The organism is Blastopirellula sediminis, assembly GCF_020966755.1.
GTDB classification, from domain to species: Bacteria; Planctomycetota; Planctomycetia; order Pirellulales; family Pirellulaceae; genus Blastopirellula; species Blastopirellula sediminis.
This window is the reverse complement of sequence record NZ_JAJKFT010000002.1, coordinates 740,862-754,254: the sequence shown is the minus strand read 5'-3', so window position 1 is coordinate 754,254 and position 13,393 is coordinate 740,862. Positions and strand designations below refer to the sequence as shown.

The following is a 13,393-nucleotide window of genomic DNA, read 5'->3' as shown; positions in this document are numbered from 1 at the left end:
TGCGCGTGCAAGCAAATGATTGATAGCGAAGCGCGAATGCACTCGCCAATTCGTGCTCCGATAGCTCGCCGGGCCTAAGAAGTAGGCCAACCGCATTTCCCTCGCTGGCGCTTCGGGCTACTAATGAGGGGAACGCCAGCTAGGTGGGACAATAAAAAAGGAGCAAGCCTTGCGGCTTGCTCCCCTGCTCTGCTTCTCCGTTGGAACCCGAGGGTTAGCTGAAGAGCATGTCGTCGAGCAGTTCCGAGTCGGCGAAGACTTCTTCGACCGCTTCGGACGGCGTGACGACGATATCGAAGGTGTCGATATCGCTACGCGGGCTGCCGGTGCCGGTCGCTCCACGATCATTGGAATTGATCGTGAACGTATCGGTGCCGGTGAAGCCGTCGTTCGGCGTATAGACCAGGCCGTCCATCAGATGCGAGATCTGCTCGAACGAACCGACCAACATGATTCGCTGGGCGTTGAGCGAAGCCAACTGCAGCGTGCCGTGTTGAACCGAAATCGTCACTTGGACGAACGCGCCAGCCGCGTCAGGGTCGCTGACAGAGATGGCGTTGCCATTGGTTGAACCAAAGACCAAGGAGAGTCCCGCGGCAATGGTCTGCGTGCCGGGGACATGATTCAAAGGGGGCAGATTGGTCCCGTTGTCGGTATCCAATCCGTTGATCGTCAACGTCACCGTCGCCGTATCTTCGCCGCCATCTTCATCGCTGATGGTGTAGGTGAAGCTATCGGTGGCGGTTTCGCCGCTCGACATGTCGTCGAACATGCCGTTCGGATCATAGTCGAAGCTGCCGTCGGCGTTCAGCGTCAGCAACGCGCCGGAGGCGAGCACGATCGGAGCGCCGACGTCGGCGGGAGCGCCATTGACGGCCGAAATCGTCATGTGCGTTCCTTCGGTGTCGGTGTCGTTAAACATCACCCCAACCGGAACGATCGACAGTGCGGTCGACTCATCGGTCGAGAACGCATCGTCCGCAGCGATCGGAGCGTCGTTCACGCCGTTGACCACGATCGAAACCGTACCGACGTCGGTCGTTCCGCTGCCGTCATCGGCGACGTAGCTGAACGAATCGAGCGTCTGCTCGCCGGCGCGGAGCGCTTCAAACGATCCATTCGGGTCGTAGTCGAAGCTGCCGTCGGCATTGACCGTCAGCAAGGCGCCGGAGGCCAACGTGATCTGAGCGCCGACATTGACCGCTTCGCCGTTGACCATGACGATCGACGCGGCGCCGGTATCGTTCCCCAGCACGCCAGGCGCGGAGATCGACAGCGGGCTATCCTCGTCGGTGACGTACTCATCGGCTTCGACGATCAAATTGGTCACCCCTTGGATGGTGATCGCGACGGTCGAAGTGCTCGTCAGTCCGCTGCCGTCGGCCGCGGTATACGAGAAGCTGTCTTCCACCGTTTCTCCATCGACCAGGTCATTGAAGACGCCGTTCGGATCGTAGTCGAAGCTGCCGTCCGCGTTCAGCGTAAGCAGGGCGCCCGAGTCGAGCGTGATCTGCGAGCCGACGCTAACCGCTTCGCCGTTCACCTCGACGACTGACAAAGCGTCCCGATCGGCGTCGACGTCATTTTCCAGAACGCCGGGCGCTGGCACGTTCAGCACCACGTCTTCGGCCGTTTCATAGCCGTCGTCGGCGGTGACCGGAGCGTTGTTGACGCCGGTGATCGTGATGCGAACCACGCCGAAGCTGGTCTGCCCCGAACTGTCGGCGACAACATAGGTAATCATGTCGGGAGCGGTTTCTCCTTCGGCGAGCGACGCAAACCTGCCGTTGGGATCATAGACCAGGCTGCCGTCCGCGTTCAACGTGACCAGCGCGCCTGATTCGATCATGATCGGCACTCCGACGTTGGCGGCCTGGCCGTTCATTTCGACCACGGTCAGGCTATCGCCATCGGCGTCGAGGTCATTGCCGAGCACGCCCGGCGCTTCGACGTTCAGCACGACGTCTTCCGTCGTTTCGTAGAAGTCTTCTACCGCTTCCGGAGCATGGTTCACGCCGGTGATGGTGATCGCCACGGTCGAAGTGCTGGTCAGTCCGCTGCTGTCGGTCGCAGTGTACGTAAAGCTTTCTTCCGCGGTTTCCCCTTCGGCCAGCGAAGCGAACGCGCCGTTCGGGTCATAGTCGAAGCTGCCGTCGGCGTTCAGCGTGAGCAGGGCGCCCGAGTCGAGCGTGATCTGCGTCCCGACGTTGGCCGCTTCGCCGTTGATATCGACGACCATCAGGCTATCGCCATCGGCGTCAGTATCATTTTCGAGAACGCCGGCGGCGGGAATGCTCAGCGGCGCGTCTTCCGCCGTCTCATAGGCGTCGTCCGACGTTACCGGAGCATGATCGACGCCGGTGATGGTGATCACCACGGTCGAGGTGCTCATCAATCCGCTGCCGTCGGCGACGGAATAGGTGAAGCTCTCTTCCGCAGTTTCTCCTTCGGCCAGCGAAGCGAACGAGCCGTTCGGATCGTAGTCGAAGCTGCCGTCAGCGTTCAGTGTGAGCAAGGCGCCCGAATCGAGCGTGATTTGCGAACCGACCGAGACGGTTTCGCCATTCACATCGACGACGCTGAGAGAATCGCCATCGGCGTCCGTGTCGTTATCGAGCACGCCGGCGGCGATGATGCTGAGCATTTCATCCTCCGCGACTTCGAAGGCGTCATCGGCTGAAACCGGAGCATGATCGATGCCGGTGATGGTGATGACGACCGTGGAGGTGCTCGTCAAACCGCTGCCATCGACAGCGGTATAGGTGAAGCTCTCCTCGGCGGTTTCCCCTTCGGCCAGCGAAGCGAACGCTCCGTTCGGGTCATAGTCGAAGCTGCCGTCGGCGTTCAGCGTCAGCAGCACGCCCGAATCGAGCGTGATCTGCGAACCGACCGCGGCCGATTGGCCGTTCACCTCCAGCACCGACAACACGTCGCCGTCGGCGTCGACGTCGTTTTCGAGCACGCCGAGCGCCGCGATGTTCAGCGCGGTATCCTCGTCGGTTTCGTAAGCGTCATCGCTGCTGACCGGAGCGTGATCGACGCCGGTGATGGTGATGACGACGGTCGAAGTGCTAGTCAGGCCGCTGCTATCGGTCGCGGTATAGGTGAAGCTTTCTTCGGCCGTTTCCCCTTCCATCAGATCGGCGAACATGCCGTTCGGATCGTAATCAAAGCTGCCGTCGGCGTTCAGGGTCAGCAGTGCGCCCGAGTCGAGCATGATTTGCGTCCCGACGCTGGCCGCTTCGCCATTGATGTCGAGCACCGTCAGGCTATCGGTATCAAGGTCGGTATCGTTTTCCAGCACGCCCGGCATGGCGATGTTCAGCGCGGTGTCTTCCGACGTCTCATAAGCGTCGTCCGACGAGACCGGAGCATGGTCGACCCCCAGGATGGTAATTGAAACCATCGAACTGCTGGTCAATCCGCTGCTGTCGGTCGCCGTGTAGGCGAAGCTGTCGAAGGCCGTTTCCTCGGAAGAGAGGGACGCGAACATGCCGTTCGGATCGTAATCAAAGCTGCCGTCGGCGTTCAGGGTGAGCAGCGCGCCCGAGTCGAGCGTGATCTGCATCCCGACGCTGGCCGGTTCGCCGTTGATTTCGAGCACCGTCAGGCTATCGCCGTCGGCGTCGGTATCATTTTCCAGCACGCCAGGCGCCGGGATATTCAAGGTCGAGTCTTCCTCAACCTGGTAGGCGTCGTCGGTTCCAACTGGGGCGTTGTTGACGCCGGTGATGGTAATGACGACCGTCGAGGAGCTCATCAAGCCGCTGCCGTCAGCAACGCTATAGGTAAAGCTTTCCTCGGCCGTTTCCCCTTCGGCCAGCGAAGCGAACGCGCCGTTCGGATCGTAGTCGAAGCTGCCGTCGGCGTTCAGCGTTAGCAATGCGCCCGAATCAAGCGCGATTTGCGTACCGACGTTGGCCGGCTCGCCGTTGATGTCGACGACCATCAGGCTGTCGCCGTCCGCGTCGACGTCATTTTCTAAAACGCCCGGACTGGCGATGTTCAGCGCGGTATCTTCCGACGTCTCATAAGCGTCGTCGGCCGAAACCGGGGAATGATCAATGCCGGCGATGGTGATCACCACGGTGGAGCTGCTCATCAAACCGATGCCATCGGCGGCGGTATAGGTGAAGCTATCCTCGGCGGTTTCTCCCTCGGCCAGGCTGGCGAAGGCGCCATTCGGGTCGTAGTCAAAACTGCCGTCCGCGTTCAAGGTGACCAAGGCGCCGCTATCGAGGGTGATCTGCGTCCCGACATTGGCCGCTTCGCCATTGATGTCGACGACCGTCAGGGCGTCCCCATCGGCGTCGGTATCATTTTCCAGAACGCCCGGGGCGGCGATATTGAAGGCCGTATCCTCATCGGTTTCGTAGGCGTCATCGCTGCTGACCGGAGCGTTGTTGACGCCGGCGATGGTAACGACGACCGTCGAAGTGCTCATCAACCCGCTGCTGTCGGCGGCGGTGTAGGTGAAGCTATCCTCAGCGGTTTCCCCTTCGGCCAGCGAAGCGAACGCTCCGTTCGGATCGTAGTCGAAGCTGCCGTCCGCGTTCAGCGTCAGCAGTGCGCCCGAGTCGAGGGTGATTTGCGAGCCGACATTGGCCGCTTCGCCGTTGATGTCAACGACGGTCAGGCTGTCGCCATCCGCGTCAGTATCATTTTCGAGTACGCCCGGCGCCGAAATGTTGAGGGCGGTGTCCTCGGCGGTTTCATAGGCGTCATCGGCGCTGACCGGGGCGTTGTTCACGCCGGCGATCGTAATGATAACGGTCGAAGTGCTCATCAAACCGCTGCTGTCGGCGGCGGTATAGGTGAAGCTTTCTTCGGCGGTTTCTCCCTCAGCCAAAGCAGCGAAGGCGCCGTTCGGATCGTAATCAAAGCTGCCGTCGGCGTTGAGCGTCAGCAAGGCGCCCGAGTCGAGGGTGATCTGCGTCCCGACGTTGGCGGCTTCGCCGTTGATATCGACGACCATCAGACTATCGCCGTCCGCGTCGGTATCATTTTCGAGTACGCCCGGCGCCGAAATGTTGAGCGCGGTGTCTTCGGTCGTTTCGTAGGCGTCGTCGGCGCTGACCGGGGTATGATCAATGCCGGCGATGGCGATCACCACGGTCGAGGTGCTCATCAACCCGCTGCTATCGGCGGCGGTATAGGTGAAGCTATCCTCGGCCGATTCTCCCTCGGTCAGGCTGGCGAAGGCGCCGTTCGGATCGTAGTCGAAGCTGCCGTCGGCGTTGAGCGTCAGCAAGGCGCCCGAGTCGAGCGTGATTTGCGTGCCAACGCTGGCCGCTTCGCCATTAATGTCGACAACGGTCAGGCTGTCGCCATCGGCGTCGGTATCATTTTCGAGCACGCCGGGCGCCGAGATGCTGATGGCGGTATCCTCGGTCGTTTCGTAGGCGTCGTCGGCGCTAACGGGAGCATTGTTGACGCCGGCAATGGTGATAACGACGCTCGAGGTGCTCACCTGACCGGCGATATCAGCGATGGTGTAGGTGAAGGTTTCCTCGGCGGTCTCCCCTTCGGCCAGCGACGCGAACATGCCGTTCGGATCGTAGTCGAAGCTGCCGTCGGCGTTGAGCGTCAGCAAGGCGCCTGAGTCGAGCGTGATCTGCGTCCCGACGTTGGCCGCTTCGCCGTTCACTTCGGTGACCACGATCGGATCGCCATCGGCGTCGGTATCATTTTCCAGCACGCCCGGCGCCGCGACGTTCAGTGCGACGTCTTCATTCGTCATGTAGGCGTCATCAAGCGAAACCGGCGCTTCGTTGGCGGTCACCTCGACGAAGAACGATTCGACGTCGGCCAAGCCGGCGTTGTCGAACACCAGGATCGAAATCGAAAAGATCCCCGGCGTAACGTCGATCCCCGGCGTGAGCAACAGCTGCGCGGTGCGGCTGCCGACTTCCTGGATCAACGAAACGAAGGTAGGAGATTCGGGATCGATCATGAACGACAGTTCGTCGGCTGGGTTCGGATCGGTCGCCGAGATCTCGAACATCAGTTCGGTTCCCGCGTCGAGCGTTTGATCGGCGATCGTCGCCAGATTCGGCGGCAGATTGACGTTGACCGTGCTGGTCGCCACTTCGCTGTCCGAGACGCCGTCGTTTACGGTGAACTCGATCACGCGCGGGGTCACGTCGGCCGTCGAGCTGCTGTTGCTGTAGCGAACCGAACGAAGGACCTGTTGGTATTCTTCGAGCGAAGCTTCGCCGGTCAGTTGCAACACGCCGTCGGCATACTCGGCGGTAATGCTCGTCCCTTCGGTGTCAACCAGCAGCGATTCGGCGGCGCCGTCGGCCAGGTTGGTGATGGTGACGGTGGCCGACATCAACGTTTCGTTGTTCGGATCGGCGACGGTCATATCGCTGTCGGCGACGCTGACCGGACCTTGGCCATATTGGAAGGTCGTTTGGAAATCGAGCCCTTCGGCGTCTTCGCCGTTCAGATCGACGGTCGGCGAGCCGACTTGCACTTCGATGGTGATCGACTCAAAGTCCCCCTTCATCGGCGACTCGTTATTCATCGCGATCACGCGAATCGTGTGCGAGCCGACCTGATCCATCGAGGGAGTCCAGTTCAGGACGCCATCGGGCGAAATCGTGGCGCCAGAAGGGGTTTGATCCGGATCGGGATCAAGGACGAAGGTGAACTGACCTTCACTAATGGTTCCCCCGGCCGACATCAGGTCGAGCGAATATTGATCGCCCACATAGGCGGTTTCGGGCTCGACGCCGGAGAGATCGAAGTTGGGCGCCGACGCGTCCATCACGCGGCGTTCTTCCAGGCGTTCAGAACCCATAGAGAATGCGTTACGGCGCATGCGATTCTTATTCTTCATCGTCATATCGAATCCTTCAAATAGATATGGCAAAAGAAATATTGGGTAGCGGCGCCATCCGCGCAGACCATCTCCCTAAAGCCGGCCACGCAACGTGCGCAGTTAGACTGGGGGAATCAGGCGGATGGGCAAAGAATTGAAAAGCTCCAGGCGGTTCATCCACGCTCGAAGCGATTCATCCGACGGCAAAGAAACGCACGCGTTGCAATCATTCGCGAGAGTGCGCTGTGAACTGAATTTGGGGGAGCTCCTTCTGCTTCTGGTCAGTTCGGCGCGGCGATAAAAAGCGGCAGCGATGGCGATAGCATCCTTTGCGATCTGCTGCGCTTTTGGTTCCTTAAGCTGGCGCTGGCAATGAAGTCGTCGCTTGCCCTGTCGTTCTCAGTAACGACGATTTGCGACGAGGGATAGGTTAATCAGTGCGATATGAGATGTGCAAGGCCCTGTGTGGTATTTTTTCATGATTATAACAATGTAGTAGATATATATATGTCTTGCTGTTGTTGGGACCGCTCTTTCGAGCGGAGTTCGGCCGGGGTGTGCGTCTGGCGGTTGGTTGGCTGGGCTTTTCGGTTGGGGATTGGGATACGGTACGTCCCTGGTTTAGGCCCGGTTCGCCGAGAAATCAGGGAAATCTCGGATGGTTTTTCCCGATGCGCAAAAAGGGGGGCGACCTTGCGGCGACGCGTAGATTTCGCAGTCGCCGCAGGTTATGATGCATACGATTCCGCTAATGTATCTTCCCTCCACAAAGAGCCCGCCATGCGACGACCTGCCTACCTAGCGTTGACTCTCGTTCTTGCCTTCTCGATGACCGCCGTCGGCGTCGCGCTGTTCAAACCGGCGACGACCGGTACCGCGATGGCGGTTGCGGCCAATGCGTTTCTCGCTTCGCTTAGCGGCGAAGAAAAAGGGGTCGCCTTGCAAGACTACGACTCGCCGAAGCGCGTCGATTGGCACTTCATTCCGAAAGACGAACGCAAAGGTTTGAAGATCGGCGACATGAGCGAAGATCAACGCAAGTTGGCTTACGCTCTCCTGAAGTCGGCGCTCAGCGACGTCGGTTACGACAAGACGACCAAAATCATGGACCTCGAAAACCTGCTGAAGCAACTGCAGAAGTCGGGCCCGATTCGCGATCCGTATCGCTACTACGTCACCATCTTCGGCGAGCCGAAAGCGGACGCGCGTTGGGGTTTCAGCTTCGAAGGGCATCACTTGTCGCTCAACTTCGTCGTCGAAGGGAACAAGGTGATCTCGTCGACGCCGCAAGCGCTGTGCACCAATCCGGCCGAGCTGAAAGAGAACTATTCGGACAAGTTCCCGAAGGGGTATCGCATTCTGAAGTTGGAAGAGACGATCGCGTTTGAACTGGTCAACAGCCTGTCGGCCGATCAAGCCAAGGTCGCGGTGATCGCGCCGAAGGCCCCGGCCGAGATTCGTAACCCGGGTCAGGCGCACGCGCCGACCGACGCGCCGGTTGGGGTCGCCGCCAAGGACCTGAGCGCTTCGCAGCAGCAATTGCTCCGCGGTCTGATCGACGTCTACTGCGCCGCGATGCCGGCCGATGTGGCGGAAGATCGTTTGCAGCAAATCGAAGCGGGCGGATTTGACAAAGTTCACTTCGCTTGGGCCGGCGCGACCAAGCCGGGCGTTGGTCATTACTACCGCGTGCAAGGTCCCAGCTTCGTGATCGAACTGGTCAACACGCAACCCGACGTCGCCGGCAACATCGCCAACCACGTCCACTGCATCTTCCGCGACATGGCGGGCGACTTTGCCTTGCCGATCGAATAGCTTCGATCGCAGGCCAAAGATGACAAAACTTGAAACGCCGCGGATCGACATCGATCCGCAGCGTTTTTTCGTTCGAAGGGGACGCCGTATCGCGGCAGAAGTTGCCCAATTCGCTAAGTCGCAGGCTTCAGCGTCGTTTTGTTGCTAGTTTGCCCGGTTGTCCCTAACATGACAGAAGGTCTTCTCGGCAATCTTCTCCAGAAAAGAGGCGTGCAGATGCTCGCTCGATTCACTCGTCCGATCGCGGCTGCCTGCGGCGTTGGTCTGCTTCTGTTGACTTTGGCCTCGCCCAGCTTCGCGGCCGCTTCCAGCGGCGTCTCTGAGATTCTGGAGGGGGGATGGGCGATCGGGCCGGATTCGCTCGAAAAAGCTCGCAAGGCTCGCGCGTCGTTCATCGGCTCGGCGGACGATCGGGAATCGCTCGATACGGCGTTCGGCCTGGTGCTGATCAAGCATCACAAGTACGAGGAGGCGACGACCCTGTTCGAGAGCGTCGCGACCAGCCATCCTGACAACCAAGTCGCCTGGCGAGCGCTGATCTGGCTCTACGTGCTGCAAAAGAAGTCGGAGTCTGCCCTGCTGAAGATCGATGCGATGTCTGACACGATTCGCCCGACGGAGGCGGATGATGCGATCGAAGTGGAGACGCAGGCCACGGCGCGGTTTCTCGGTCGCATCTTCGCCTATCTCGATGGTCCGGCGTCGGGAGAGGTTTCGAAGGGAGTCGGAAAGCTGGTCCGCGGCAAGATCGACAAGCTGATGGTCGGCGCCCGCGCGGTCGAGTTCAAGAACAACTACGACGAAGTGACGCTGGAGTTTGAGAACCTCACGACGGAAGGTGATCAGGCCCGTGATCAGGCGGTCGAAGACCAAAAAATGGCGAAGGAGCAGGAGAAGCAGGATCTCGCGAACCTGCGTGAACGGCTCGAAGTCGATCAGCTTGAAGCGCAGGAGCGTCTCGATGGGCTCCGTAGCGAGTACGAAAAAGAGATGCAGGCCTTCAATCAGATGGAGGCGCCCCTCAATGACGCGATCAGCCGGCTGGAAGTGCAGCTGTCGGTCGTTCGCCGCGAAATTCTAAACGTGACCGACGACCTGAATCGGATGCAGTCGGAATTTGATCAAACGAAAGATCCTCGCCGCAAAGAGAATCTCCGCCGCGACATGGCCCGAGCCGAAATCTTGCTGGGGCAATACCAGCGCGACAACCAGATCATTCTGGCGGAAGGAAACCGACTCACGCAGCGCCGCGACGCCGTCCGAGCGAGTCGTGCCGAATCGAACCGGCGCTTTGAAACCGACATCAAAGAGACGCAGGACGTGAAGGCGAATCTCGCGCGGCGAGAAAAGCGAACCGACCTGGAAGAAAAACGAGTCAATCGACCCGCCAAGGGAAACACGCCGCAGGTCCGCGTCATGGGCGCCAAGGCGACGAGCCTGCGAACCTACGCCGACTTCCCGCTGGAACTGGAACGCCATAAGCTACTAACGGCAGGGCCGTAATAACGCTAGCCCGCAGCGCCAGCAAGGGAATGCGTCCGCCAGTGGAATCCGTTGGATTCCGGCTTACGATTCCGACTCTAACTTCGACAAATCGAATTCCGGCGGCGGAGGGCAATCGGGATTCACCCACTGAATAACGACGGCCCAACCTGCGCTGTCGGGATCGTGCTGCAAGTAACCGTGGATCGGTTTCACGGCCGTCCAACCATCTTTGAGGTGAATGCTCAGTACGGGATCGAAACGAGTTCCCGCCACGACTTCCTCGACATAAGCTTCGACGCTCATGTCCGAGCTGTGTTGGCCGTAGCCCGGCAAGCGGCTAGCTCCGACCAATCGCCAGAGTCCTTCCTCTTGCACCAGGAATCGAGCCTGATCGGTCAACGCGTGGGCGAGCCCGTGGTGTTGATGCGAGGGATGGACCATGATGTCGGCGCCGTAAAGAGTATGCCCGTCGGCATTGTGATCCAGGAACGATCCGCCGGAAGTGAGAATATCCCACGAGTCGTCAATGTGAAAATCGAGCAACCGCAGCCGCAGCGTGAAGTGGACTCCCGCTACTTCATCTCGGCTGTTCTCGACCGCCACGAACTGACCCTGTGGAAAGACCTGTCGATGGTCTTCGAGCTCTTCGAGCGTGTAAGGGGTTTCCGCGGGATAAACCAGCTTGCAAATCTCGATGATCGCTTCGTAATCCTTCGGGGCGACTTGTCGAATGCTGTAGTTAGGCGGAAGCATGGCGCGGCTTTTCCCGGAGGGCTTGGACAGAACTCAAGATCGTTGTCGCGTTTGGCGGGCGAGATGAATTACTGCTTGGCATTTCCCGTCGCAACCAGAATCGCGGTTTCGAAGTCTTCGCCAGTATTCTAGCGAGAGCAAGTTGAAAAAGCTGCCATCCCGGAGGCTCTTCATGTATCGAAGCCGTATAACCCTTCTGGATGCCATCGCGATGTTGCAGCAGCCTGGTCGATTTTGGCGAGTTTGAGCGAATGGACGATGAAGGAGTAAGACGTCCATCTACGGCGAACCTACGCAGCCCCATTCCCTTGCTTGCGCTGCGGGCTAGTGAAGAACTACAGCATCGCCTGCATGATGTGCTCTTGCGTCAGGATGCCGACGAGGTCGTTCTGACGATTGGCGACGACCAGCGCTTGCAGTTGCATCTCGTGCATCGTGTTGGCGGCGCTGCGGAGCGAATCGGTCGCTAGTATAAAGTGCGCTTCGCGGATGATGTCGCTGGCGCGAATCGATTTGGGATCTTCTTTCAGATACATCACGCGGGCCAGGTCGCGGCTTTTGGCGCGGCGGATATCGCGGCGTGAGACGACTCCCAGCGGGAAATCGCCGTTCATCACCACGGCGTAGATCGCTCCTTCCGCCTCGCACGCGAACTTCACATGTTCAATGCTCGCGTCGAACGGCACCTGAACCGGCGTCGTGTCGACGTGCGGCTTCACTTCCGCTCGGCAAGCCTCATGGTCAGAAAACGAAAACTCACGCAGGAAGTCGCTGGTGGTGACCATCGCCGACAAACGATCGTCTTCGGTGACCGGCAGCGAGTTGATCCCCTTCTCCAGCATCAACGTCAGCGCGGAGGCGACGTCGGTGTCGAATGAGATCGAGTAGACGCGCCGCGACATGAACTCCGAGACGCGAACCGGTCCGCCGGCGTTGTGGAAGCGGTTGGACATGTTCGCCGCCTCATGAGCGGCCGCGGTTCGCACGACGTCTTCGTCCGAGATGATGCCGACCACATGGCGATCTTCGTCGATCACCGGCCAATGATGGAAGCCGACCATGTAGACCTGCTCTAGCAGTTCTTCCAGCGTCGTATCGAGCGAAGCGCTCATCGGATTGTAAGTCACGATGGTGCTAAGCGATTGGTCCAAAATGGGCTTGGCGGTAGCCATGTCTTAATCAGCGGCTATGGCGGAGCATCGGTACAAGGGGATTCAATCAACTTTAGGTTGCGCCGCAGACGCAAGCGGGAATTGCCCTCGGGAAACTGTCGATTTCAGGACTGCCTGGAGGCGTTGGCGCGATAGAAACGATTATTCCGGTCCTAGTTGCGTCGCTGCCTGGCGCCGCAGAATGGCATTGGTATTCGCGCAAAAAAAAGGGCGATTGTCATCCAATCGCCCCTCTGTGCAGGATTGTCGCTGCGCTCGTTACTTGCCGGCGTCCGCTTGGGCCGGCAGCATGCCAAGGCCCGTCATCCAGGCTTCGCACAACTTCGGCCAGGCGTTGGTGCCGGGGATGTTGGCGGCCAGACCGACGCCATGGCGTCCCTTGGCGAAGATGTGCATCTCGGCCGGAACCTTCGCCTTCTGCAGCGCTTCGTAGAAGACGATGCTGTTTTGCGGCGGCACGCCGGTGTCTTCGCTGGTGTGGAACAGGAAGGTCGGCGGGGTATCGGAGGTAACCTGCAATTCGTTCGAGAGGCTCTTCACCAATTCGGGATCCGCGTTTTCGCCGATCAGATTCTTCTGCGAACCGCGGTGGGTGAACGGCTGATCGAAGGCGATCACCGGATAGCAGAGAATCGCAAAGTCAGGGCGACTCGAGACGCGCTGGATTGGATCTTCGGCGCTAGCGTCGCCAGCGTCAAAGTGGGTCGCTACGGTCGAAGCCAGGTGACCGCCGGCCGAGAAACCCATCACGCCGATCTTGTTAGGCGAAACGCCGAACTCTTTGGCGTTTGCGCGAACCATGCGGATCGCCCGCTGCGCGTCTTGCATTGGCGCCGGATGAGCGTAGCCTTTGCCGCTGTGACGATATTCGACGACGAAGGCCGACACGCCGAACGAGTTGTACCAATTAGCGATATCCACCCCTTCATGCCCCAGCGCCAAGTGACCGTAACCGCCGCCGGGCAGAACGACGACGCCGCAATCGGTCTTGTTCGGGCCATCGGCCAGGTAAACGGTGACGACCGGCTTGTCATTCTCGGCGTCTCCTTTGGCGCCCGGTGCGCCGGTCGGCCACAGCAATTCACGCTTCGGTTCGGCAGCCAGAGCGACAAGCGGAAGAAGGAGGACGAGGGCTAGCGGCGAGACGATTTTGGACATGAGGCAAACTCGCTTTGAAGGAAGGGGGAACGGAGATTTGGGGGTGTTTCAGCCTCGAAAGGCCAAGTCCTTAGGGTAACCTCCCCAGCGCGGGAATCAATCTGGGGGGACGTGCGGACTTGATTTTTGCCGCCGCACAGGGGAAAACGTGTGTCTCACCACCATCCTTCTCGCCTTCCTGGAT

Annotated in this window: 6 protein-coding genes; 2 read left to right on the top strand and 4 right to left on the bottom strand. The window is 59.7% G+C overall.

The window, feature by feature from the left end:
- Positions 1–214: 214 nt before the first annotated feature.
- Positions 215–6,805: a beta strand repeat-containing protein gene (locus LOC68_RS03410; protein ID WP_230215793.1), complete on the bottom strand. Its 6,591-nt coding sequence runs from the start codon at positions 6,803–6,805 to the stop codon at positions 215–217.
- Between the two features lie 801 nt (positions 6,806–7,606).
- On the opposite strand from LOC68_RS03410, the gene LOC68_RS03405 reads away from it, so the two are divergent.
- Together LOC68_RS03405 and LOC68_RS03400 are read left to right on the top strand one after the other, a co-directional pair.
- Positions 7,607–8,641 carry a DUF3500 domain-containing protein gene (locus LOC68_RS03405; RefSeq protein ID WP_230215791.1) on the top strand — a complete coding sequence of 345 codons (1,035 nt, stop codon included), beginning with the start codon at positions 7,607–7,609 and terminating at the stop codon, positions 8,639–8,641.
- A gap of 216 nt (positions 8,642–8,857) precedes the next feature.
- Positions 8,858–10,144 carry a hypothetical protein gene (locus LOC68_RS03400; protein WP_230215789.1) on the top strand — a complete coding sequence of 429 codons (1,287 nt, stop codon included), beginning with the start codon at positions 8,858–8,860 and terminating at the stop codon, positions 10,142–10,144.
- A gap of 63 nt (positions 10,145–10,207) precedes the next feature.
- Here the strand turns inward: LOC68_RS03400 and LOC68_RS03395 are convergent, their stop codons facing one another.
- The 3 genes from LOC68_RS03395 to LOC68_RS03385 form a co-directional block, all read right to left on the bottom strand.
- Positions 10,208–10,879, bottom strand: coding sequence for a GNAT family N-acetyltransferase (locus LOC68_RS03395; protein ID WP_230215787.1), 672 nt, complete (start codon positions 10,877–10,879; stop codon positions 10,208–10,210).
- Positions 10,880–11,214: 335 nt separating this feature from the next.
- A complete protein-coding gene (locus LOC68_RS03390) occupies positions 11,215–12,051 on the bottom strand; it encodes a CBS domain-containing protein (protein WP_230215785.1) in 837 nt (278 codons plus the stop codon).
- A gap of 258 nt (positions 12,052–12,309) precedes the next feature.
- Positions 12,310–13,209 (bottom strand): alpha/beta hydrolase, encoded by a 900-nt coding sequence (locus LOC68_RS03385; RefSeq protein WP_230215783.1) that lies wholly within the window; start codon positions 13,207–13,209, stop codon positions 12,310–12,312.
- Between the last annotated feature and the right edge of the window lie 184 nt (positions 13,210–13,393).

Coding starts and splice junctions, on each gene's coding strand:
- LOC68_RS03385 (WP_230215783.1), bottom strand. CDS start 13,209: ATGTCCAAAATCGTCTCGCCGCTAGCCCTCGTCCTCCTTCTTCCGCTT.
- LOC68_RS03390 (WP_230215785.1), bottom strand. CDS start 12,051: ATGGCTACCGCCAAGCCCATTTTGGACCAATCGCTTAGCACCATCGTG.
- LOC68_RS03410 (WP_230215793.1), bottom strand. CDS start 6,805: ATGGGTTCTGAACGCCTGGAAGAACGCCGCGTGATGGACGCGTCGGCG.
- LOC68_RS03400 (WP_230215789.1), top strand. CDS start 8,858: ATGCTCGCTCGATTCACTCGTCCGATCGCGGCTGCCTGCGGCGTTGGT.
- LOC68_RS03395 (WP_230215787.1), bottom strand. CDS start 10,879: ATGCTTCCGCCTAACTACAGCATTCGACAAGTCGCCCCGAAGGATTAC.
- LOC68_RS03405 (WP_230215791.1), top strand. CDS start 7,607: ATGCGACGACCTGCCTACCTAGCGTTGACTCTCGTTCTTGCCTTCTCG.